Here is a 22,739-nt window from a genome sequence, read left to right on the forward strand (position 1 = left end):
GGGGGCGGGGGGGGGCGGCGGCGGGGCGCCGGGCCGGCGCGGCGGCGGGCCGCGGCGCGGGCCCCCCCCCCGGGCCGCCCGCCCCGGGGGCAGGTCGTCGGTCACGGCACGTCCCCCGGCAGGACGGCCCGGACGTACGGGGTGCGCTGGCGCAGGTCGGTGGCGGCGTCCGAGGTGACCCGGAACAGCGGCCCGGCGGCCAGGGTGAGCGCCAGGCCGAGCAGCACCAGGGCGGCGGTGGCCCCGACCATCAGCCGGGGCAGCCGGACGGCGGGGCCGGTGGTGGCCAGCCGGGGTGCCCGCCAGAACGCGATGTTCCACACCCGGGAGGCGGCGTAGAGGGTGAGCAGGCTGGTCAGGGCGCCCGCGCCGACCAGCACGGCGGGCAGCGTCCCGCCGGCCGCCACCCCGGCCTGGAGCAGGCCGAGCTTGCCCAGGAAGCCGGAGAACGGGGGGATGCCGGCCAGGTTCATCGCCGGGACGAAGAAGAGCACGGCGAGCAGCGGGGCGATCCGGGCCAGCCCGCCGAGCCGGCGCAGGTCGGTGCTGCCGGCCCGCTCCTCGACCAGGCCGGCCACGAGGAAGAGGGTGGTCTGGATGGTGATGTGGTGCACCACGTAGAAGATCGCCCCGGCCAGGCCGGCGACGCTGCTCAGCGCCACCCCGAAGATCATGTAGCCGATGTGGCTGACCAGGGTGAACGAGAAGAGCCGCTTCATGTCGGACTGGGCGGCCGCGCCGAGGATGCCGACCACCATGGTCAGCCCGGCCACCACCATGAGCAGGGCGGAGACCTGGCCGCCGGGGAAGAGCAGGGTCTCGGTGCGGATGATCGCGTACACGCCGACCTTGGTGAGCAGGCCGGCGAAGACCGCGGTCACCGGTGCGGGCGCGGTCGGGTAGCTGTCCGGCAGCCAGGCGGAGACCGGGAAGACCGCCGCCTTGATGCCGAAGGCGAGCAGCAGGGTGAGCTGCAACGCCAGGCGTACGCCGGACGGCAGGGCGTCCAGCCGGCCGGCGAGCTGCGCCATGTTGAGGGTGCCGGTGGCCGCGTACACCAGCCCCACCGCGGCCAGGAAGATCATCGAGGAGAGGATGCTGACCACCACGTACGTCGAGCCGGTGCGGATCCGGGTCTCCGTGCCGCCGAGGGTGATCAGCACGAAGCTCGCGGCCAGCAGGATCTCGAAGCCGACGAAGAGGTTGAACAGGTCCCCGGCGAGGAAGGCGTTGGTCACGCCGGCGATCAGCACCAGATAGGTGGGGTGGTAGATGCTCACCGGCGCGGTCTCACCGGTCTCCCCCCGTCCCTGGCCGATCGAGTAGAGCAGCACGCAGAGGGTGACCGCCGAGGAGACCACCAGCATCAGCGCCGCCAACTGGTCGGCGACCAGCACGATGCCGACCGGCGCCGGCCAGCCGCCCACCCGGACCACCACCGGCCCGTGCCGGTACGCCTCGACCAGCAGCACCACCGCCACCGCCAGGGTGGTGGTCAACCCGATCACGCTGACCGACCGCTGCAACCGAGGCCGGTTGGTCAGGATCAGGGTGAGCGCCGCGCCGAGCAGCGGCACCACCACCGGCAACGGCACCAGGGCGGGCGTCATGCGGCCGTCTCCGTCCGGGACCGCGCGCTCACCGCTCCTCCCCGCGCCGGCGCAGGCGGCGCAGCGCCGGCTCCGGGTCGACCTGCTCCGGGTCGCTGTCCGGCCCCTCGCCGCCGAGGTCCGCGGTGGACACCTCGTTGCGTTCGGCGAGCCGGACGACCTGCCGGTCCTCCAGGTCGTCCTGCACCTCGTCGTCGCCGGTGAGGTACCAGCTCCGGTAGGCGACCGCGAGCAGGAACGCGGTCAGCCCGAACGTGATCACCACGGCGGTGAGCACCATGGCCTGCGGCAGCGCGTCGCTCATCGCCGCGGTCGGCGCGGTGCCCACCAGCGGCGCGGCCCCGGACCGCCCGGCGAGCAGGATCAGCAGGTTCACCCCGTTGCCGAGCAGGATGATGCCGAGCAGGATCCGGGTCAGGCTCCGCTCCAGCAGCAGGATGACCCCGGTGGCGACGAGCACCCCGACGGCGATCACCAGCACCAGGGTGGGCCCGGCCGCGCCCCGCGTCATGAGCTCTCCCCCTCCCGCTGGACGGCGAGCCCGTGGGCCGGCTCGCCCGCCGCCTCGACGTGCCGGTCCACCTCGGCGCCGAGGCTGCGCAGGATGTCCAGCACCAGGCCCACCACGATCAGGTAGACGCCGATGTCGAAGAAGAGCGACGTGACCAGGTAGAAGTCGCCGACCAGCGGCAGCCAGAGATGCACCTTCACGCTCTCCAGCACCTGCCCGGCGAGGAGCAGCCCGAGCACGCCGCCGCCGACCGAGACGGCCAGGCCCGCGCCGAGCACCGTGCCCGCCCCGACCGGCGCCGCCTCGGCCAGCTCGTACCGGCCGCCGGCCAGGTAGCGGACGGTCAGCGCGAGGCCGGCGACCAGGCCGCCGGAGAAGCCGCCGCCCGGGGCGTTGTGCCCGGAGAAGAGGATGAACAGCGAGTAGAGCAGCACGGTGTGGAAGATCAGCCGGGTGACCACCTCGAAGACGATCGAGCGGCGGCGCTCGTGCAGGGTGGCCCCGCCGCGGAGCCAGACCGTCCGCGGGTCGCGGCGTGACCGGGCCGGCCCGGGGCGGCGCGGCCGGGGCCCGGTGCGCGACCGCTCGAAGATCAGGCTGGCCACCCCGGTCGCGGCCACCACCAGCACCGAGATCTCCCCCATGGTGTCCCAGGCCCGGATGTCGACCAGGGTCACGTTGACCACGTTGCGGCCGTAGCCCTGCGCCACCGCCAGGTCGGGGAAGGCGGCCGAGATCGACGGGGTACGCCGGGCGCCGGCCGCGGCGAGCGCCAGGCCGGCCATGACCACGCCGGCCGCCACACCGATGCCGCGACGCACCCAGCGGCTGCGGCGCAGCGGGCGGGCCGAGAAGCGCTCCGGCAGCCGGCGCAGCACCAGCACGAAGACGGCGATGGTGACGGTCTCCACCAGGAACTGGGTGAGCGCCACGTCGGGCGCGCCGTAGAGGACGAACATCATCGCGGTGCCGTAGCCGGTGACGCCGACCAGCAGCATGGCGGTGAGCCGGCGCCGGGCGCCCACCGCGAGCAGCGCGGCCACCGCGATCACCACGCAGATCACGAGCTGGGTCGGGTTGTCCCAGACGGCGATCTCGGTGTGCCAGGGCCGGGTGACCAGCATGGCGCTGCCCGGCACCAGCACGAGGGCGACCAGTACGGTGCCGAGGTACTGCGGCAGGGCGCCGCGCTGGGTGGCGCCGGTGACCTCGATGGCGAACCGGTCGAACCGGTGGGTGATCCACTCGTACCCCTGGTTGCCGCCGACCGGCGCGCGCAGCCGGGTCAGCGCGGGGGCGAGCGGGCCGCGGACCAGGTGCAGCACCACCCCGCCGGCGAGCACCACGGCGGAGAGGCCGAGCGCCGCGGTGGGCCCGTGCCAGAGCGCGAGTTTCTCCTCGACCGGGCCGAACAGCTGGGCGTACGGGTGGAGCAGGCCGCCCAGCCAGCCGGCGGCCGGGCCGGCGGCGAGCCCGGCGACGGCGAGCAGGGCCGGGGGTACGAGCATCGCGGCGGGCGGCCGCTCCACCTCGGTGACCGGGACGGCCGGCCGCGACGCGAACGCGCCCCAGAGGAACCGGATGCTGTACGCGACGGTCAGCGCGCTCCCCACGACCAGCACGGCGAGCACCACCGGCCGCCCGGTGAACGCGCCGAGCACCGCCTCCTTGGCCACGAAGCCGAGCAGCGGCGGCACGCCGGCCATCGAGGCGGCGGCCAACGCGGCGACCGTGGCGAGCACGGGGGCGCGCCGCCCCACCCCGGACAGGTCGCGCAGGTCCCGGCTGCCGGCGCTGTGGTCGAGGATGCCGACGACGAGGAAGAGCGCCGCCTTGAACAGCGCGTGCGCCAGCAGCATGGCGACGCCGGCGAGGGCCGCCTTCGGGGTGCCCGCGCCGAGCACCACGGTGAGCAGGCCGAGCTGGCTGACCGTCCCGTACGCCAGCAGCAGCTTGAGGTCGGTCTGCCGCAGCGCCGCCCAGCCTCCGGCGACCAGGGTGGCCAGCCCGGCGACCACGGTGACGGGCCGCCACGGCCCGGCCGGTGCGAGCGCCGGGCCGAGCAGCCCGACGAGGAACACCCCGGCCTTCACCATGGCCGCCGCGTGCAGGTAGGCGCTGACCGGGGTGGGTGCCGCCATGGCGACCGGCAGCCAGGAGCTGAACGGGAGGACCGCGGACTTGGCGAGCGCGCCGGTGAGGACGAGCAGCACCGCGACCACCAGGTAGCCGCCACCGGGCAGCGGCGCGGCGGTGATGACCGACCAGCGGTAGCTGCCGACGTGGTGGCCGAGCAGCAGGAAGCCGACCAGCATGGCCAGCCCGCCGAGGGTGGTGACGGTCAGCGCCTGCGCGGCCGCCCACCGGCTGGACCGCCGCTCGGTGCTGTGCCCGATCAGCAGGTAGGAGAAGACCGTGGTCAGCTCCCAGAAGACGTAGAGCAGCAGCAGGTCGTCGGAGACGACCAGGCCGAGCATCGCCCCGGCGAAGGCGACCATGACGGCCGCGAACCGGGCCAGGCCCGCCGAGCCGGCGTGGAAGTAGCGGGCGGAGTAGACCAGCACCAGCGCGCCGACGCCGCCGACCAGCAGCAGCATCAGCCAGGACAGGGTGCTGACCCGCAACGCCACGTCGAGCTGAAGCTGCGCGATCCACGGGTACGTCTCGACCACCGCCCCGCCGGCGCGGACCGCGCCGGTGTGCGCCACCGCCCAGCCGAAGGTGGCGGCCGGGGCGAGCGCGAGCAGCAGGCAGGCGCGGGGGCCCCACCGGCGGACCAGCAGCGGGGCGGACAGGGCCGCCACCAGGTGCAGGATCAGCAGGACGAGCACGCGCACTCCCGGTCGAGGTGACAGCGCACCGGGGCACGCTGCGGCCACGATCGATCAGACGCCACATTCCTGCCGAATCAGGCGGTTTTCCGGAAACCCACCCGGTGCCAGAGCCGCGGTCAGCGCAGGGCGGGGTCCGGGGCGGAGCGGTCCCGGCGGGGCGTCTCGACCAGCAGGTCGGGGCGGCCGAGCTGGCGGACCGCCTTGTTGACCACCCGCTGGGCGGCGGCGAGGGAGCGCACCGGCAGCAGCTTGCCGCGGCTCTCCCGGCGCAGGACGAAGTAGTGCACCGCGGCGCGGACGAGGCCCCGGTCGGCGGCGCTGGAGTGGGCGGTGGCGACGACCAGCTCGCGCAGGCAGCGGGCCAGATCCTCGGCCAGCTCCAGCTCGGGGCCGTGCAGGCCGGTGCGAAGCGCGGCGAGGTGGCTGTCGACCTTGCGGATGAGCACGTCGCTCCCGGGCCCGGAGCCTTGCCCCTGCACGGTCATCCAAGCCCTCCACCCCACGCTGCGTTGCGGGTGAAGTTACTTTATGTTGCGCGGTGGAAGCAAGCAGTTAAGTGAGACTTAACGCGTTCAAGGCCGCATCCGTCGCTTAAGGCCCCGTGCCCGGACATAACAGCGTCCGCCGTGGACTGATTGTCACACCGGCGGGGCAGGATGGAGGGCGTGGCGGACGAGGTGACCCGGGGCGCGGCGGTCCTGGCGGGATTCGGCGCGGCGACCCGGGAGTGGTTCACCGCGGCCTTCGCGGCGCCCACCGCCGCCCAGGCCGGTGCCTGGCGGTCGGTCGCCGCCGGGCGCAACGCCCTGGTGGTCGCCCCGACCGGCTCCGGCAAGACCCTCGCGGCGTTCCTGTGGTCGCTGGACCGGCTGGCCAAGGAGCCGCCGCCGGCCGAGGCGCGGCAGCGCTGCCGGGTGCTCTACGTCAGCCCGCTCAAGGCGCTCGCCGTCGACGTCGAGCGCAACCTGCGCGCCCCGCTCACCGGCATCCGGCAGGCCGCCACCCGGCTGGGCCTCACCCCGCCGGACATCACCGTCGGCATGCGCACCGGCGACACCCCGGCCGACGAGCGGCGGGCCTTCGCCCGGACCCCGCCGGACATCCTCATCACCACGCCCGAGTCGCTGTTCCTGCTGCTCACCTCCGCCGCCCGCGACTCGCTGCGCGGGGTCGACACGGTGATCGTCGACGAGGTGCACGCGGTCGCCGGCACGAAGCGGGGCGCCCACCTGGCGCTCTCCCTGGAGCGCCTCGACGCGCTGCTGGAGACGCCGGCGCAGCGGATCGGGCTCTCCGCCACCGTCCGGCCGATCGACGTCTGCGCCCGCTTCCTCGGCGGGGCCCGCCCGGTCGACGTGGTGCAGCCGCCCGCCAGCAAGACCATCGAGGTCAGCGTCCAGGTGCCGGTGGAGGACATGACCCGCCTCGACGAGCAGGAGCCGCCGGAGGACGCGCTGGGCGGGATCGGGCCGCGCCGCGCGTCGATCTGGCCGGCCGTCGAGGAGCGGGTCTTCTCGCTGATCCGGTCGCACCGGTCGACCATCGTCTTCACCAACTCCCGGCGCAGCGCCGAGCGGCTCTGTGCCCGGCTCAACGAGCTGGCCGCCGAGGAGCTGGAGGCGGCGGCCGCCCCGGACGGCGGTCGCGTGGCCCGGGGCGGCGAGCCGGTGGGCGTATCCGAGCTGCTGGCGGGGGTGGACGGGCCGCCGGCCGGCGGCGGCGGTCCGGCGGACGGGCCCGGCCCGGCGCGGCGCGGGACCGACGCGTTCGGCGGGCCGGTGGGTCCGCTGCGCGCGCCCCGGCAGCCGGCCGAGGTGATGGCGCAGTCCGGTGCGGCGGCCGGCGCGCCGCCGGTGATCGCCCGGGCCCACCACGGCAGCGTCTCCCGCGAGGAGCGCAAGCACATCGAGGAAGCGCTCAAGTCCGGGCAGCTCCCGGCCGTGGTCGCCACCTCCAGCCTCGAGCTGGGCATCGACATGGGCGCGGTCGACCTGGTCGTGCAGATCGAGGCCCCGCCGAGCGTCGCCGCCGGCCTGCAACGGGTCGGCCGGGCCGGGCACCAGGTCGGCGCGGTCTCGCGGGGCGTGGTCTTCCCGAAGCACCGCGGCGACCTGCTCTCCTGCACCGTGGTCGCCGAGCGGATGGGCGCGGGCGCGATCGAGGAGCTGCACTACCCGCGCAACCCGCTCGACGTGCTGGCCCAGCAGATCGTGGCCATGGTGGCCCTGGAGCCGTGGCGGCTGGGCGACCTGGCCGTGCTGGTCCGCCGCGCCGCCCCCTTCGCCGAGCTGCCTGACTCGGCGCTGCACGCGGTGCTCGACATGCTCTCCGGGCGCTACCCGTCGACCGCCTTCGCCGAGCTGCGGCCCCGGCTGGTCTGGGACCGGGCCGCCGACGTGCTCACCGGACGGCCCGGCGCGCAGCGGCTCGCCGTGACCAGCGGCGGCACCATCCCCGACCGGGGCCTGTTCGGGGTCTTCCTGGCCGGCGCCGAGCGGGCCGCCCGGGTCGGCGAGCTGGACGAGGAGATGGTCTACGAGTCCCGGGTCGGTGACGTCTTCCTGCTCGGCTCGTCGTCCTGGCGGATCGAGGAGATCACCCCCGACCGGGTGCTGGTCTCCCCCGCGCCCGGCCAGGCCGCCCGGATGCCGTTCTGGAAGGGCGACCAGCTCGGCCGCCCGGTCGAGCTGGGCCGGGCCATCGGCGCCCGGGTCCGGGCGCTGCTGCGCCAGTCCGACACCGACGCCGTCGCCGCGCTGCGCGCCGGTGGGCTGGACGACTGGGCCGCCGGCAACCTGATGACCTACCTGCGTGAGCAGAAGGAGGCCACCCGGTCGCTGCCCGACGACCGCACCGTGGTGGTCGAGCGGTTCCGCGACGAGCTGGGCGACTGGCGGCTCGCCGTGCACTCCGTGCTCGGCGCGCGGGTCAACGGCCCGTGGGCCCTCGCCATCGGCCGCCGGCTCGCCGAGCGCTACGGGGTGGACGCCCAGGTGATGCCCTCCGACGACGGCATCGTGGTCCGGCTGCCCGACACCGCCGAGGAGCCGCCCGGCGCCGACGTGGTGGTCTTCGACCCCGACGAGATCGCCCAGCTGGTCGAGGAGTCCGTCGGCACGTCGGCGCTGTTCGCCGCCCGGTTCCGCGAGTGCGCGGCCCGGTCCCTGCTGCTGCCCCGCCGCGACCCGCGCCGCCGGCAGCCGCTCTGGCAGCAGCGGCAGCGCGCCGCCCAGCTCCTCGACGTGGCCCGCGAGTACGCCGACTTCCCGGTCACCCTGGAGGCCGCCCGGGAGTGCCTCCAGGACGTCTTCGACCAGCCCGCGCTGGCCGAGCTGATGCGTGACCTGGGCGCCCGCAAGGTCCGCCTCGTCGAGGTGGAGTCCGAGCGCCCGTCGCCGTTCGCCCGCTCGCTGCTCTTCGGCTACGTGGGCGCGTTCCTCTACGAGGGCGACGCGCCGCTGGCCGAGCGGCGGGCCGCCGCGCTGGCCCTCGACTCGGGGCTCCTCGGCGAGCTGCTCGGCCGGGTCGACCTGCGGGAACTGCTCGACCCCGCGGTGCTCGCCGAGACCGAACGGCAACTGCGCTGGCGCACCGAGCAGCGCCGCCCCCGCGACGCCGAGGACGTGGTCGAGCTGCTCCGGGTGGTCGGCGACCTGAGCGAAGCCGAGCTGGCCGAACGGGGCGTGCCGGTCGGGTGGCTGGGCGACCTGGAGGCGGCCCGGCGGGTGCTGCGGGTCCGGGTCGCCGGGGAGGACCGCTGGGTGGTCGTCGAGGACGCCGCCCGGCTACGCGACGCGCTCGGTGTGGCGCTGCCCGTCGGGGTGGCCGAGGCCTACCTGGCGCCGGTGGCCGACCCGCTCGGCGACCTGGTCGCCCGCTACGCCCGCACCCACGGCCCGTTCGCGGCGGCCACCTGCGCCGCCCGGTTCGGGCTCGGGGTGTTCGTCGTCGAGCAGGCGCTGCGCCGGCTCGCCGCCACAGGGCGGGTGGTCTCCGGCGAGTTCGCCCCGGACAGCGTCGGCACCCAGTGGTGCGACGCCGAGGTGCTGCGGCTGCTGCGCCGCCGGTCCCTCGCCGCGCTGCGCCGGGAGATCGAGCCGGTGCCGCCCCGGGCACTCGCCGCGTTCCTGCCCCGCTGGCAGCAGGTCGGCTCCTCGGCCCGGGGCATCGAGGCGGTCGCCGCCACCGTCGAGCAGTTGCAGGGCGCGGCCGTGCCGGCGTCCGCGCTGGAGCGTCTCGTGCTGCCCGCCCGCATCGCCGACTACTCCCCCGCCCAGCTCGACGAGCTCTGCGCCAGCGGTGAGGTGGTCTGGGCCGGGTCCGGGGCGATCTCCGGCGGCGACGGCTGGGTCACCCTGGCGTACGCCGACGTCGCGCCGCTGCTGCTGCCGCCGCCGGACGAGGCGCTGGCCGTCACCCCGCTGCACGAGGCCGTGCTCGACGCGCTCGCCGACGGGCAGGCGCTGTTCTTCCGCTCGCTCTCCGACCGGGTCGGCTCCACCGACGACACCGCCCTGGCGGCGGCCGTCTGGGATCTGGTCTGGGCCGGTCACCTCACCAACGACACGCTGGCCCCACTGCGGGCGGCGCTGGGCGGCGGCGGGGCGCACCGGAGCCGGCCGACCGCCCCGCGCACCCGCTACCGCCGCCCCGGCCGGGTGGCGCTGCCCAGCCGCGGCGGCCCGCCCACCGTGGCCGGCCGCTGGTCCCGGCTCCCCGAGCGCGACCTCGACCCCACCAGACGGGCCGCCGCCCTGGCCGACCTGCTGCTCGAACGGCACGGCGTGGTGACCCGGGGCGCGGTCATGGCCGAGCAGGTGACCGGCGGCTTCGCGGCGGTCTACCCGGTGCTCTCCGCGCTGGAGGAGCGCGGCGCGGCCCGGCGCGGCTACTTCGTCGAGGGGCTGGGCGCGGCCCAGTTCGCCGTGCCCGGGGCGGTCGACCGGATCCGCGCTCTCGCCGACCCCGCCGACGACAGCCGGGGCCGGGGCGGGCCGACCGTGGTGCTCGCGGCCACCGACCCGGCCAACCCCTACGGCGCGGCCCTGCCCTGGCCCGACCGGGTGGTCGACTCCGGCGACGGGGCCGCCCCGGCCACCGGGCACCGGGCCGGGCGCAAGGCCGGCGCGCTGGTCGTGCTGGTCGGCGGCGACCTGGTGCTCTACGTCGAGCGGGGCGGGCGGACCATCCTCTCCTTCACCGACGACACCGACGTGCTGGGCGCGGCCGGCAAGGCGCTCGCCGACGCGGTGCACTCCGGCGCACTGGGCGCGATCTCGGTGGAACGCGCCGACGGCGAGGCGGTGCACTCCTCGCCGCTGCGTGACGCGCTCACCGCCGCCGGCTTCCGCGCCACCCCCCGCGGCCTCCGCCTCCGCGGCTGACCGTTCGTTCCGGTCACATCTCGCTGAGCACTTCGGTCTAATAGGCGTAACTCAGGCAGATCGAACACCTTGCCGGAAGGGCCGCCCCCGCATGAAGACCATCGTTCTCGTCCACGGCTTCTGGGTGACCCCGCGCAGCTGGGAACACTGGATCGACCGCTACCAGCGGGCCGGCTACCACGTCATCGCGCCCGCCTACCCGGGATTCGAGGTGGAGGTCGAGGCACTCAACGCCGACCCGACGCCGATCGAGCAGGTGACGGCCCCGGCAATCATCTCGCACCTGGAGTCGGTGGTCGGCGCTCTCGAGGAGCCGCCGATCATCATCGGCCACTCCGCGGGCGGCGCGTTCACGCAGGTCCTGCTGGACCACGGATTCGGCGCCGCGGGCGTGGCGATCAACTCCGCGGCGACCGAGGGCGTGCTCGTCACGCCGCCGTCCCAGATCAAGTCGACGTTTCCGGTGCTGAAGAACCCCGCGAACCGGCACAAGGCCGTCGGCCTGACGCCCGAGCAGTGGAAGTACACGTTCGCCAACACCTTCACCGAGGAAGAGTCCCTCGATCTCTACCAGCGGTACCACGTCCCGGCATCCGGGCGGATCCTCTGGGACAGCGTGCTGGCGAACTTCCAGCCCGGCCCGCAGGACATCCACGTCGACTACCACAACGACAACCGGGCGCCCCTGCTGTTCGTCTCCGGCAGCGAGGACCACCTCATGCCGCCGAGCGTGCAGCGGTCCAACGCCAGGCACTACAAGTCGCCGAAGGCCATCACCGAGATCAAGGAATACGAGGGCATGGCGCACCTGCTGCCCGCGCAGAAAGGGTGGGAGGAGGTCGCCGATCACGTCCTGGCCTGGGCCGTGGAGCACGCCGGCTGGCGGGCCACGACCGGCGCCTGAAGGACGTCCGCGGCACGCACATCGGCGACCCCCGGCATGTCACCGACACCGTGAACCTTCTTGTTCGGCGCACTAAGGTGTGCCCGCACACGACGAGGGGGACGGAATGGCCTCGATCCAGGTACGACCCGCCGGGCCCGGCGACCACGCCGACCTCGCGGCCCTGAACGAGCGCGAGTGGGGCGGCCCGTACGTGGTGGTCCACGACACCCGCTACGACCTGCGGGAACTGCCCACCCTGGTGGCCGTGGACGGGGCGGGCGGGTTCGCCGGGGCGCTGGCGCACCGGCTCGCCGACGGCGAGCTGGAGGTGGTCAGCCTGGCCGCCACGACCCCCGGCAACGGCGCCGGCAGCGCCCTGCTGGCCGCCGCCGAGGCGGTCGCCACGGCCGCCGGGGCGGACCGGCTCTGGCTGGTCACCACCAACGACAACCTCCGGGCGCTCCGCTTCTACCAGCGCCGGGGGCTGCGGATCGTGGCGGTGGACCCGGGCGCGGTGGACCGGGCGCGGGTGGTCAAGCCGGGCATCCCGTACCTGGGCGAGGACGACATCCCGCTCCACGACAAGCTGCGGCTGGAACGGCGGCTGACCGCGCCGGCGGCCCGGCCGTGACCGGCCCTGCCGCAGCGCCGACCGGCGGCCCCTGGATCTCGCTGACCACCGACTACGGCCTGGCCGACGGGTTCGTGGCGGCCTGCCACGGGGTGCTCGCCCGGCTCGCCCCGGCCGCCCGGGTGATCGACGTGACCCACCTGGTGCCGCCGGCCGACGTACGCCGGGGCGCCGCGGTGCTCGCGCAGGCCGTGCCGTACCTGCCGGTCGGGGTGCACGTGGCGGTGGTCGACCCGGGCGTCGGCACCGCACGGCGGGGCGTCGCGCTCGCCACCCCGGGCGGGCTGCTTGTCGGTCCGGACAACGGCCTGCTGCTGGACGCCGCCGCGGCCCTCGACGGGATCACCGGGGCGGTCGAGCTGACCAATCCGGAGTGGCTCGCCGCGACGGTCTCCCGCACCTTCCACGGGCGGGACGTGTTCGCGCCGGTCGCCGCGCGGTTGGCGCTCGGCGCGCCGCTGGCCGAGGCCGGCCCGGCCGTGGACCCGGCCACGCTGGTCCGGCTGCCGGCGCCGCTGGTCCGCGCCGACGACACGGGCTTCACGGCCGAGGTGCTGACCGTCGACCACTTCGGCAACGTCCAGCTCGCCGCCCCCGGCGCGCTGCTGGCCGGGCTGCCGGAGCGGGTGCGGGTGGCCGGCCGGGCGGCGGTGCGCGGGCGCACCTTCGGCGACGCCCCGGCCGGCGGGCTGGTCGCGTACGTGGACTCGGCCGGGCTGGTGGCGCTGGCGGTCAACACCGGCCGCGCGGTCGACCTGCTCGGCGTGCGGCCCGGCGAGGTGGTCACGGTGACGGGCCAGTGAGCGCTGCGCGGCACGGGCTCGCCGGGCGAGGGAGGATGGAGGGGTGCCCGAAGGCGACACCGTCTGGAACACCGCCCGCGTCCTCCAGCGCGCCCTGGCCGGCGCCCGGCTCACCGGCTCCGACTTCCGCGTGCCCCAGCTCGCCACCACCGACCTGACCGGCTGGACCGTGCGCGAGTCGGCCAGCCGGGGCAAGCACCTGCTGCTCCGGCTCACCGCGCCGCCCGACGCCGCCGTGCCGCCGGCCGGCGCGACCGCCGGGGGCGGGCGGGACTGGACCCTGCACTCGCACCTGCGGATGGACGGCGCCTGGCGGGCGTACGCCCCGGGCGAGCGGTGGGCGGCGCGGCCGGCGCACCTGATCAGGGTGGTGCTCCGCTCCCCCGGCGCGGTCGCGGTCGGCTACCACCTGCACGAGCTGGCGCTGATCCCGACCGCCGAGGAGGACTCGCTGCTCGGCCACCTCGGCCCGGACCTGCTCGGCCCCGACTGGGACCCGGACGAGGCGGTCCGCCGGCTGGCCACCCGCCCGGACGAGACCATCGGCGAGGCGCTGCTGGACCAGCGCAACCTGGCCGGGGTGGGCAACCTCTACAAGTGCGAGGTGCTGTTCCTGCGCGGGGTCTCCCCGTGGACGCCGGTCGGCGCGGTGCCCGACCTGGCCGGCACGGTCGCCCTCGCCCAGCGGCTGCTCGCCGCCAACCGGGGTCGCTGGACGCAGAGCACCACCGGCTCGCTGCACCGCGGGCAGACCAGCTACGTCTACGGCCGCCGGGCCCAGCCCTGCCGGCGCTGCGGCACCGCGATCCGCAAGGAGGAGCTGGGCGAGCGGGTGACCTACTGGTGCCCGGCCTGCCAGCCGGACCGCTGACTGGGACGGCGCGTGGAACTTCCACGAACCACCCAAGATCGCCCGAGATACGGACGATTGGGTAGTTCCCTCCCGCACCTCTGGCGTCGCATGCTGCGGTGAAGTGCTCACCGATCGTCAGCAGCGCGTACGCCCGCCACGTCGGGGTGACGGCGGGCGCGCCCCGACCCCGGGGAGAGCCATGGTGCTGTTCCGCAGACTCCGGCCGGGATGGACGGACCGGTTCGCCCGGACCGCAGAGGACCACGCCCCGACGGTGCCCGCCGCCCGCGCCGCCGAGGAGGAGACCGGGCCCACCCCGGCCAGCCTCGACCCGGCCGCCGTGCCGCGCTGCTTCGGCCCGGTGCCGAACTTCGCCGCCAGCCCGCTGCCCGCGCTCGACCGGGACGGCCGGCCCGTGCCCGGCACCGGCATCCGCAAGTTCGTCGACCCGCTGCCGGTGCCCGGCCCGCTGGCCACCGCCGGGCTGGGCGCCCGCCTGCCCGTCGCGGTGCCCGACACGATCACCTGGCCGGGCTGCGACTACTACGAGATCGGCCTCCAGGAGTACGCGCAACGCCTGCACCGCGACCTGCCGGCCACCCGGCTGCGCGGCTACCGCCAGCTCAACCTGGGCACCGACGCGGCCGGCCACAACACGGTCGGCCCGCCCGACCGGCCCTGGCACCTCGGCCCGATGATCGTCGCCCGGCGCGGCCGGCCGGTCCGGATCAAGTTCATCAACCAGCTTCCCACCGGCCGGGCCGGCGAGCTCTTCCTGCCGCTCGACGAGACGGTCGACGGGGCCGGGACCGGCCCGCTGGACGGGCCCGCCCCGTACCCGGGGAACCGGGCGGTACCGCACCTGGCCGGGGCGCAGACCGCGTGGATCAGCGCGGGCAACCCGTGGCGGTGGGTCACCCCGGCCGGCGAGATCACCCCGTACCCGACCGGGGTCGGGGTGACCCCGGTACCGGACATGCCGCCGCCCGGCGCGGGCGCCACCACGCTCTACTTCCCCAACGAGCAGAGCGGCCGGCTCATGTGGCTGCACGACAACACCCTCGGCCTGTCCCGGCTCACCGTCTACTCCGGGCAGCTCGCGCTCTACCTGCTCATCGACCCGGCCGAGGAGCGGCTGGTCGACGACGGGGTGCTCCCCGCCGACCAGCTCCCCCTGGTGATCGAGGACAAGACCTTCGTCCCGGACGACGCCCAGCTCGCCGCCCAGGACCCCACTTGGGACCGGGACCGCTGGGGCGCCAAGGGCAGCCTCTGGCACCCGCACGTCTACCAGCCCCGGCAGAACCCGTACCGGAGCACCGGCGGCAACCCGACCGGCCGCTGGGACTACGGCCCGTGGACGCACGACCCGGACGGCGGGGCCAGCCCCTGGGTCGCCCCGGTGCCGAATCCGCACCACGACCCGGTCGCCGAGCCGGACGAGCCGCCGCTCGCCCCGGGCGTGCCGCACCCGTCGGCCGTGCCCGAGGCGTACGGGGACACCCCGCTGGTCAACGGGGTCGCCTACCCGTACCTGGAGGTGACGCCGCGGGCGTACCGGTTCCGGATCCTCAACGCCTGCCTGGACCGGACGCTCAACCTCCAGCTCTACCGGGCCCGCTCCGACCAGCCGATGTGGACCGAGAGCGGCGCGCCCGGCGACCCGCGCGCCGGCGAGGTGCCGATGGTCGAGGCGGCCCGGGCCGCCGGGCGGCCGGCGCACTGGCCGGTCGACGGGCGCGAGGGCGGCGTGCCCGATCCGGCCGCCGCCGGGCCGGAACTGATCCAGATCGGCAACGAGGGCGGCCTGCTGCCCGCCCCCGTCGTGCTGCCCAACCGCCCGATCGGCTACCGGTACGACCGCCAGGATCCGACGGTGCTCAACGTGGACGGGCACACCCTGCTGCTCGCCCCGGGCGAGCGGGCCGACGTGGTGGTGGACTTCGCCACCGTCCCGCCGGGCAGCACGCTGATCCTCTACAACGACTGCCCGGCCCCGCTGCCCCGGTTCGACCCCCGCTACGACCAGCACACCGACGCCCCGGACCGCACCGCCACCGGCGGCCTCCCCGCCGCCCGCCCCGGCTACGGCCCGAACACGCGCACCCTGCTCCAGATCCGGGTCACCGGCACCCCGGCCGCGCCGTACGACCGGGACCGGCTCGCCGACCGGCTGCCCGGCGCGTACGCGGAGAGCCAGCCGCCGCCGATCGTGCCGCAACCGGCCTACGACGCGGCCTTCGGCACCCGCACACCCGGCGAGACGCTGGTGCCGGTGCACGCCACCTCGGTCACCTTCGCCCCGGCCGGGGCCGTCGCCCCGGTCACCCTGCCGCTGGCCGTGAAGTCGGTCGGTCAGGTCTTCGAGCCGCGGCACGGCCGGGCGGTGGGGCGGCTCGGGGTCGGCCACCCGAACGCCGGGCCGCGGACCCCGGCCACCCTGCCGCTCGGCCCGGTCGACCCGGCCACCGAGGTGCTGTACGCGACCGACCCCACCGTGCCGGTGGGCGCGCCGGCCGACGGCACCCAGTTGTGGCGGATCGTCGGCGACGCGCCCCGCACCCACCCGGTGCACATCGAGGGCTGCGACGTGCAACTGGTCAACCGGGTCGGCTGGGACGGCACGGTCCGCCGGCCGGACGCCGGCGAGCTGGGTTGGAAGGACACCGTCCGGGTCAACCCGCGGGAGGACGTGATCGTCGCCCTGCGCCCCGTCCCGCCCAGCCTGCCCTTCAAGATCGGCGACAGCGTACGCCTGCTCGACCCGACCCGGCCGGCCGGCGCCCGGCTCGACGCCAGCCCGGTCAGCCCGGTCGACGGGCGGCCCGCCGTGGTGGTCAACCAGCTGGTCAACCTCGGCTGGGAGTACCGCTGGCAGACCCGCTCTGCGGGGCTGCGCGACCAGGGCATGAGCCGGCCGCTGGTGCTGCGCGTGGCGCCCAAGGCGCCGACCGGGCTGACCGCCACCCCGGCGCCCGGCTCGGCCACCGCGCTGCCGGCCATCGCGCTGGCCTGGACCGGCAACGGCAGCCGCCCACCGGCCACCAGCCACCGCCTGCAACGCGCCACCGACGCGGCCTTCACGGCCGGGCTCACCGAGATCACCGTGGCCGCCACCGCCACCCGGTACACCGACGCGACCGTCACCCCCGGGATCACCTACCACTACCGGATCCGGGCCGAGAACGCGGTGAGCTGCTCGGCCTGGTCGAACAGCGTCCCCGCCTCGGTGCAGCTCGCCGCGCCGGGCAAGCTGGTCGCCGCGGTGCCGCCGGCCGCGCCGCTGCGGATCGCGCTGCGCTGGGTCAACCACTCCTTCGCCACCGGGGTGGACGTGCAGCGGGCCACCAACCCGACGTTCACCAGCGGGCCGGGCACCACCGCGATCGCCGTCGGCGCGGCCCACCTCGACCCGGCGGTCGCGCCGGACACCACCTACTACTACCGGGTACGCACCACCTACCTGGGCGCGGCGTCACCCTGGTCGACGGTGGCCACGGTGACCACCCCGCCCCGACCCGGGCTCCCCACCGGGGTGCTGGCCACGGCCACCGCGCCCGCCCCGGACACCGCCACGGTGATCCTGAGCTGGTCGGCCAGCACGCCGACCGGGACGGGCGCCGGCTTCGTGGTGCAGCGCGCGACCGACGCCGCCTTCACCCACGACCTGGCCACCTTCAGCGTCACCGGCCGGGGCTTCACCAACACCGGGCTCGCCCGGGGCGTCACCTACCACTACCGGATCCGCTCGACCAACGTCGTCGGCACCTCCCCCTGGACCACCCCCACCCAGGTCACCACCCCGGCCTGACCGGGAAGGAGCGCAGGGGTCAGGGGGTGCGGAGGGGGGTGTGGGCGGTGCGGAGTTCGGCGAGGGCGGAGGCGACGCCGTGCAGCAGGTCGGTGGCCTCGGTGAGGCGGGTGGCCGAGGGGTCCTGGTTGCTCGGGTGGGCGTCCTCGGCCACGTAGCCGGCGGCGGCCACCACCAGCCGCTCGTAGGCGGCCACCCCGCTCTCCAGCTGCCCGACCAGGGTGGCGTGCGCCTCGGCGAGCGAACCGCGCGCCTCGGCCGGGGCGAGCTTGAGGGCGCGTTCCACGCCGGCCACCCGGTTGGCGAGGTCGCGCAGGGAGCGGTCGGCCTCGGCCGCCTCGCGGACGGCCGGCTCGGCCAGCCCGGTGAGCCGCCCGGCCAGCCCGGCCAGGGTCAGCGCGGCCCGGTCCAGGCGGGCCCACGCCTCGGCGGCGGTGGTGCCGCGCAGCGCGAGGCGGGAGCGGACCCGGCGTACCTCGGCCAGGACGCCGGGGCCCACGGGCAGTCGCTCGACGGCGGCGACCAGCCGGGCCCGGGAGCGGGCGGCGGCCTCGGCCGGGTCGAGGGCCGGCGGGGCCGGCACGGCCGCGAGGACGCGCAGGTCGACCCAGCGCCAGGCGGCGACGGCGATCGCGCTGCCCGCGGCGCCGGCCCAGGCCGCGTCGGGCAGGCCCAGCCCGGCGTACGGGGTCAGCACGGCGGCGGCGCCACCCAGCCCGCCGGCCAGGACGCTCCAGCGCCGCGCGGACCGGCGCAACCTGCGCAGCCGGCGGAAGTGCCGCGCCCGCTCGTCGACCATCGGTCTCCCCCGTCCCCTAGCTCGTGGTGCTCTCCCCGGTGCCGCGCTCCCGGCTCATGGTGGCCCGGATCTCGTCGAGCCGGGCGGCGGCCGCCGGGTCGGCGGGCTGCTCCACCCCGGGGCGTTCCTGCCGGCCGCCGAGCTGCTCGCCGGCCATGCTCGACCGGATCTGCTCCAGTCTCGCCGATCCGGCCGAGTCGAGGGTCGCCTTCTGGATCTCCAGCATCCGGCCCTCGACCGAGTTGCCGGCCAGTTCGGCCCGGCCCATCGCGTCGGCGTAGCGGCGCTCGATCCGGTCCCGGACCTCGTTGAGCGACGGGGTGGTGCCGGGCGCGGTGAGCGCCGACATCGACTCCAGCGAGCGGGCCACCGTCTCCTGCATCTTGGCCTGCTCGAGCTGGCTCAGCAGCTTGGTGCGCTCGGCCAGCTTCTGCTGGAGGATCATCGAGTTGTTCTCGACCGCCTTGCGGGCCTGCGCGGCCGCGCCGAGCGCCTGGTCGTGCAGGGTCTTGAGGTCCTCCATGGCCTGCTCGGCGGAGACCAGCTGGCTGGCGAGCAGCTGCGCGGACTGCTCGTAGCGCCCCGCCTCGGTCTCCTCGCCGCGGCCCCGGGCCTGGTCGGCCAGGACCAGGGCCTGCCGGGCGTTGGCCTGGAGCTGCTCGACCTCGGTCATCTGCCGGGAGAGCTTCATCTCCAGCTGGCGCTGGTTGCCGATCACCGCGGCCGCCTGCTGGACCAGCGCCTGGTGCTGCCGCTGGGCCTCCTCGATGGCCTGCTGGATCTGCACCTTCGGGTCGGCGTGCTCGTCGATCTTCGCGCCGAAGAGCGCCATCAGGTATTTCCAACCCTTGACGAACGGGTTCGCCATCTCCGCCTTGTCCCCTCAGTAGCGTCGCGTCGCCTCGACCGGGGTCGACCGGCGGGCCGCGCGGTGTGCCTCCATCGTCCCAGTCGGACGCCAACCCGGCACCCGTACGACCCTGATCAACACTACGACGCGGCCGCCACCGGCGACCATGACGCGACGGGCGGGATCAGGCGGCGCAGACGACGTCGCGGTCCGCGGGGCGGACCCGGGTGCTGCGCAGCGTCGCCTTGAGCGGCGAGTCCTGGCGGACCTGGACGGCCACCGAGCCGTCGGAGGTGACCTGACGGACCCCCCGGTTGGTCGCCTTGCGCACGGCCGCCGGCGCCACCGGCGTCGGCTCGACCGGCTCCTCGGTCATCGGGACCAGCACCCCGGGCATCTGCTCGGCCAGCGCGACGGTGTCGCTGACCTCGCGGAGCAGCTCGGAGAGGCGGGCGCCGAGCGCGTCGCAGATCGCGGCCAGCAGCTCGCTGGAGGGTTCCTTCTGGCCGCGCTCGATCTCGGAGAGGTAACCGAGGCTCACGTTGGCGGCGGAGGAGACCTCGCGGAGGGTGCGGTGCTGCCCCTGCCGGCGCGCCCGCAGTGCGTCACCGATCACCCGGCGTAGCAGAACCATCGCACCTCCCCCTGATACGGGACCACCATCTCCGGCCGGGCGTGCGGCGCCGGGCGCGGCGGACCGCCCCGGCGCCGGCGTCGTCCGCCGGAGCCTTCCCGCAACCGTACCCGTTGGCCGCTCCGACGACATCCCACCCCGCCTCTCCAATCCTGCGGAACCGGCCGCGCTGGCCGGTCGGCGCCCCTCGGCCGGCAGGCCCGCGGTCGGGCGTGTCGCGGGCCGGCTCACCGCTGGCCGGCCCCCGCCCGGTCGGCGTCCTCCACCTCGTCCGCGGATTCCGCCTCGTCGGCCTGGGCGGCGGCGTGGACCTGCTCGGCGAGCAGGCGCAGCGCCTCGATCACCGCGGCCGAGCGGATGTGGTCCCGGCCACCGTCGAGGCGCAGCTCGCGCACCTCGGTGCCGCCGGGGCCGGTCGCGGCGACGTAGACCAGGCCGACCGGCTTGCCGTCCTGCGGCTCCGGCCCGGCCACGCCGGTGGTGGCCAGCCCCCAGTCGGCGCCGCAGCGCCGCCGCCCGCCCTCGGCGAGGGCGGCGGCCACGTCCGGATCGACCGGCCCGCGCTCGGCCAGCAGGTCCTCCGGCACGCCGGCCAGCTCCGACTTCAGCTCGGTGGCGTAGACCACCAGGCCGCCCCGGAAGATCCCGCTCACCCCGGCGATCTCCACGATCGCGGCGGAGAGCAGCCCGCCGGTCAGCGACTCGACGGTTGCCAGGGTCTCCTTGCGCTCGTGCAGGCTGTGCACCACCGAGGCCGCCGGACTGCCGGCAGGCCGCTCGTGCTTCGCGTCCGTTTCCATGCCGGCCCTCTCTTCCCGCACCGCCGCCACCTACTCATCCTGCGAACGGATTCGCCGATCATGAGGCTATCCCCGGCGCGGCACCGCGCCGGCCGTGGTCAACGGGTGGATCGACGCAGGCGGAGGGCCTGGGCGATGTAGTCGAAGCCGGTGACCACGGTGACCACCACGGCCGCGCCCATGATCCAGGGGCCCACCGGGGCCAGCGCGTCGGGCATCGGCCAGAGGTACCAGGTGATCGCCAGGATCTGGAGCGCCGTCTTGATCTTGCCGCCGCGGCTGGCCGCGATCACGCCCTGCCGGATTACCCAGAACCGCAGCGCGGTGATGCCCAGTTCCCGGGCGAGGATGACCACGGTCACCCACCAGGGCAGCCGGTCGTACCAGGAGAGCAGCACCAAGGCGGCGCCGGTGAGCGCCTTGTCGGCGATCGGGTCGGCCACCTTGCCGAGCGACGTGACCAGCCCGAACCGGCGGGCGATCCAGCCGTCCACCAGGTCGGTGGCCGAGGCGACCACGAAGATCAGGCAGGCCGCCATCCGCCAGCCGGCGTGACTCATCGCGGAGGCGACCACGGTGACCGCGAAGACCGGGACCAGCACCAGCCGCACCGCGGTCAGCACGTTGGCCGCGTTGAGCAGGGGCACCGGGGCCGCCACCGTCGACTCCGCTCCGGTCATGTCCGGCACCGCCCCACGTGGCCTCCCCGTTCTGTCCGGGCCCGTCGTCACCGTGCCGCGCCGGGCGCCGCCGAGATCATCTCATCCGGTACGGCGACCAGGTCGACACCCTCGGTCGCGGTGACCGTGGCCCGGACCAGGTCGCCGGGGCGCAGCGCGGTCAGGTCCACCCCGCCGCCCCGCGGGGCGACCAGGGTGGTCGAGCCGTCGACCTCGGGCGCCTGGTGGGCGGCCCGCCCCTCGACCACGCCGTCGGCGACCGAGTCGACCAGCACCTCGACCGTCGAGCCGAGCCGCTCCTCGGCCCGCTGCGAGCAGAGCTCGTCGGCGAGCGCGGCGAGCCTGTCGTAGCGCCGCTTGATCGTCGCGGCGGAGACCTTGCCGGGCAGGCCGGCGGCCTCGGTGCCGTCCTCGTCGCTGTAGTCGAACACCCCGATCGCGTCGAGGCGCGCCTCGGTCAGGAAGCGGGTCAGCTCGGCCACGTCCTGCCGGGTCTCGCCGGGGAAGCCGACGATGAAGTTGCTCCGCGCGCCCGCCGCCGGGGCCAGCTCCCGGGCCGAGGCGAGCAGCTCCAGGAACCGGTCGGTGGAGCCGAACCGGCGCATCCGGCGCAGCACCGGCTCGCTGGAGTGCTGGAACGACAGGTCGAAGTAGGCGGCCACGCCCGGCGTGGTGGCGATCACCTCGACCAGGCCGGGCCGGGTCTCGGCCGGCTGGAGGTAGCTGGCCCGCACCCGCACGATGCCGTCGATCGCGGCGAGCTGCGGCAACAGCTTCTCCAGCGCCCGGGGGTCGCCCAGGTCCTTGCCGTAGGAGGTGGAGTTCTCGCTGACCAGCACCAGCTCGCGGACGCCGGTCTTGGCCAGCCACTCCGCCTCGGCGAGCAGCTCGTCCGGCGTGCGCGAGACGAACGCCCCGCGGAACGCCGGGATGGCGCAGAACGCGCAGCGCCGGTCGCAGCCGCTGGCCAGCTTGAGCGAGGCCACCGGCCCCGTGTCGAGGCGGTGCCGCAGCACTTGCCGCAGGTGCGCCGGGGTGTGCTCGTCGGCCTCGGCGGCGACCCGGGTCGGGGTGCCGTGGCCGGGCAGCGACACCGCCGCCTCCCGGCGCTTCACCGGGGTGAGGGGCAGCAGCTCGCGCCGGTCGCGCGGGGTGTGCGCGCCCAGCGCCTCGCCGGCCACCACCGCGCCCAGCCGGGCCGCGATGTCCGGGTAGTCGTCGAAGCTGAGCACGGCCTGCGCCTCGGGGAGGCTGTCGGCCAGCTCGCGGCCGTACCGCTCGGCCATGCAGCCGGCGGCGACCACCTTGGCGCCGGTGTCGGCGGCGGCCAGCAGCGTCTGGATCGAGTCCTGCTTGGCCTTCTCCACGAAACCGCAGGTGTTCACGACCACCACGTCGGCGCCCTCGCCGTCGGTGGTCACCTGCCAGCCGTCGGCGTGCAGCCGGGCGGCCAACTCCTCCGAGTCGACCTCGTTACGGGCGCAGCCCAGGGTCAGCAGGGCGACGCGACGACCGTCGGTCGACGGCTCCAGGTCGCGGCGCGGCGCCGGACGCGCCGAGGCGGAGTCGTCGGAGGAAGGGGAGGTGGCAGACACCATCCGAGGGTACCGGGCCGCGCCGGGAACCCCACGGCGGCGGGCCGGGGGCATCGGC

16 protein-coding genes are annotated in these 22,739 nt (G+C 75.7%); 6 read left to right on the forward strand and 10 right to left on the reverse strand.

Translation table 11 applies throughout. From position 1 onward, the window contains the following. Positions 1 to 101: 101 nt before the first annotated feature. The 4 genes from ABZV78_RS15195 to ABZV78_RS15210 form a co-directional block, all read right to left on the reverse strand. Positions 102 to 1,610, reverse strand: coding sequence for a Na+/H+ antiporter subunit D (locus ABZV78_RS15195; RefSeq protein WP_355638906.1), 1,509 nt, complete (start codon positions 1,608 to 1,610; stop codon positions 102 to 104). A 28-nt stretch (positions 1,611 to 1,638) separates the two neighbouring features. Then, entirely contained in the window at positions 1,639 to 2,121 is a 483-nt protein-coding gene (locus ABZV78_RS15200) for a Na(+)/H(+) antiporter subunit C (RefSeq protein ID WP_355638908.1), read from the reverse strand. Then, positions 2,118 to 4,952, reverse strand: a complete 2,835-nt coding sequence (locus tag ABZV78_RS15205; protein ID WP_355638910.1) for a Na+/H+ antiporter subunit A — start codon at positions 4,950 to 4,952, stop codon at positions 2,118 to 2,120. Before ABZV78_RS15205 ends, ABZV78_RS15200 begins: the two co-directional genes overlap by 4 nt. 119 nt (positions 4,953 to 5,071) lie before the next feature. Then, entirely contained in the window at positions 5,072 to 5,440 is a 369-nt protein-coding gene (locus tag ABZV78_RS15210) for a hypothetical protein (protein WP_355638912.1), read from the reverse strand. Between the two features lie 180 nt (positions 5,441 to 5,620). On the opposite strand from ABZV78_RS15210, the gene ABZV78_RS15215 reads away from it, so the two are divergent. The 6 genes from ABZV78_RS15215 (at position 5,621) to ABZV78_RS15240 (ending at position 17,323) form a co-directional block, all read left to right on the forward strand. Beyond that, on the forward strand, positions 5,621 to 10,339 hold the full coding sequence (locus ABZV78_RS15215; protein WP_355638914.1) for a DEAD/DEAH box helicase: 4,719 nt from the start codon (positions 5,621 to 5,623) through the stop codon (positions 10,337 to 10,339). Positions 10,340 to 10,430: 91 nt separating this feature from the next. Then, positions 10,431 to 11,243, forward strand: a complete 813-nt coding sequence (locus tag ABZV78_RS15220) for an alpha/beta hydrolase (RefSeq protein ID WP_355638915.1) — start codon at positions 10,431 to 10,433, stop codon at positions 11,241 to 11,243. Between the two features lie 106 nt (positions 11,244 to 11,349). Further along, complete coding sequence (locus tag ABZV78_RS15225; RefSeq protein ID WP_355638917.1) at positions 11,350 to 11,856, forward strand: GNAT family N-acetyltransferase; 507 nt, start codon at positions 11,350 to 11,352, stop codon at positions 11,854 to 11,856. After that, positions 11,853 to 12,659, forward strand: a complete 807-nt coding sequence (locus tag ABZV78_RS15230; protein WP_355638919.1) for an SAM-dependent chlorinase/fluorinase — start codon at positions 11,853 to 11,855, stop codon at positions 12,657 to 12,659. Before ABZV78_RS15225 ends, ABZV78_RS15230 begins: the two co-directional genes overlap by 4 nt. A 43-nt stretch (positions 12,660 to 12,702) precedes the next feature. After that, positions 12,703 to 13,530, forward strand: a complete 828-nt coding sequence (locus ABZV78_RS15235) for a zinc finger domain-containing protein (RefSeq protein ID WP_355638921.1) — start codon at positions 12,703 to 12,705, stop codon at positions 13,528 to 13,530. A gap of 181 nt (positions 13,531 to 13,711) precedes the next feature. After that, complete coding sequence (locus ABZV78_RS15240; RefSeq protein WP_355638923.1) at positions 13,712 to 17,323, forward strand: multicopper oxidase domain-containing protein; 3,612 nt, start codon at positions 13,712 to 13,714, stop codon at positions 17,321 to 17,323. Between the two features lie 19 nt (positions 17,324 to 17,342). Here ABZV78_RS15240 and ABZV78_RS15245 read toward each other — a convergent pair whose 3' ends face one another. From ABZV78_RS15245 to rimO, 6 genes are all read right to left on the reverse strand, one after another. Next, positions 17,343 to 18,122, reverse strand: coding sequence for a hypothetical protein (locus ABZV78_RS15245; protein WP_355638925.1), 780 nt, complete (start codon positions 18,120 to 18,122; stop codon positions 17,343 to 17,345). Between the two features lie 16 nt (positions 18,123 to 18,138). After that, entirely contained in the window at positions 18,139 to 18,990 is an 852-nt protein-coding gene (locus ABZV78_RS15250) for a PspA/IM30 family protein (RefSeq protein WP_355638927.1), read from the reverse strand. A gap of 166 nt (positions 18,991 to 19,156) precedes the next feature. After that, positions 19,157 to 19,606 carry a helix-turn-helix transcriptional regulator gene (locus tag ABZV78_RS15255; protein WP_355638929.1) on the reverse strand — a complete coding sequence of 150 codons (450 nt, stop codon included), beginning with the start codon at positions 19,604 to 19,606 and terminating at the stop codon, positions 19,157 to 19,159. 227 nt (positions 19,607 to 19,833) lie between these two features. After that, a complete protein-coding gene (locus ABZV78_RS15260) occupies positions 19,834 to 20,406 on the reverse strand; it encodes a CinA family protein (protein ID WP_355638930.1) in 573 nt (190 codons plus the stop codon). Between the two features lie 98 nt (positions 20,407 to 20,504). Further along, on the reverse strand, positions 20,505 to 21,086 hold the full coding sequence (gene pgsA / locus ABZV78_RS15265; RefSeq protein WP_355638932.1) for a CDP-diacylglycerol--glycerol-3-phosphate 3-phosphatidyltransferase: 582 nt from the start codon (positions 21,084 to 21,086) through the stop codon (positions 20,505 to 20,507). 47 nt (positions 21,087 to 21,133) lie between these two features. Beyond that, positions 21,134 to 22,684: a 30S ribosomal protein S12 methylthiotransferase RimO gene (gene rimO / locus ABZV78_RS15270; protein ID WP_355638934.1), complete on the reverse strand. Its 1,551-nt coding sequence runs from the start codon at positions 22,682 to 22,684 to the stop codon at positions 21,134 to 21,136. Positions 22,685 to 22,739 lie beyond the last annotated feature (55 nt).

This window comes from Micromonospora sp. NPDC004540 (genome assembly GCF_040610095.1).
Taxonomy (GTDB): domain Bacteria; phylum Actinomycetota; class Actinomycetes; order Mycobacteriales; family Micromonosporaceae; genus Micromonospora.

Excerpts from the sequence above, each read along its gene's own strand:
- ABZV78_RS15195 (WP_355638906.1), bottom strand. The coding sequence starts at position 1,610 with ATGACGCCCGCCCTGGTGCCGTTGCCGGTGGTGGTGCCGCTGCTCGGC.
- ABZV78_RS15200 (WP_355638908.1), bottom strand. The coding sequence starts at position 2,121 with ATGACGCGGGGCGCGGCCGGGCCCACCCTGGTGCTGGTGATCGCCGTC.
- ABZV78_RS15210 (WP_355638912.1), bottom strand. The coding sequence starts at position 5,440 with ATGACCGTGCAGGGGCAAGGCTCCGGGCCCGGGAGCGACGTGCTCATC.
- ABZV78_RS15220 (WP_355638915.1), top strand. The coding sequence starts at position 10,431 with ATGAAGACCATCGTTCTCGTCCACGGCTTCTGGGTGACCCCGCGCAGC.
- ABZV78_RS15225 (WP_355638917.1), top strand. The coding sequence starts at position 11,350 with ATGGCCTCGATCCAGGTACGACCCGCCGGGCCCGGCGACCACGCCGAC.
- ABZV78_RS15240 (WP_355638923.1), top strand. The coding sequence starts at position 13,712 with ATGGTGCTGTTCCGCAGACTCCGGCCGGGATGGACGGACCGGTTCGCC.
- ABZV78_RS15245 (WP_355638925.1), bottom strand. The coding sequence starts at position 18,122 with ATGGTCGACGAGCGGGCGCGGCACTTCCGCCGGCTGCGCAGGTTGCGC.
- ABZV78_RS15250 (WP_355638927.1), bottom strand. The coding sequence starts at position 18,990 with ATGGCGAACCCGTTCGTCAAGGGTTGGAAATACCTGATGGCGCTCTTC.
- ABZV78_RS15255 (WP_355638929.1), bottom strand. The coding sequence starts at position 19,606 with ATGGTTCTGCTACGCCGGGTGATCGGTGACGCACTGCGGGCGCGCCGG.
- ABZV78_RS15260 (WP_355638930.1), bottom strand. The coding sequence starts at position 20,406 with ATGGAAACGGACGCGAAGCACGAGCGGCCTGCCGGCAGTCCGGCGGCC.
- pgsA (WP_355638932.1), bottom strand. The coding sequence starts at position 21,086 with ATGACCGGAGCGGAGTCGACGGTGGCGGCCCCGGTGCCCCTGCTCAAC.
- rimO (WP_355638934.1), bottom strand. The coding sequence starts at position 22,684 with ATGGTGTCTGCCACCTCCCCTTCCTCCGACGACTCCGCCTCGGCGCGT.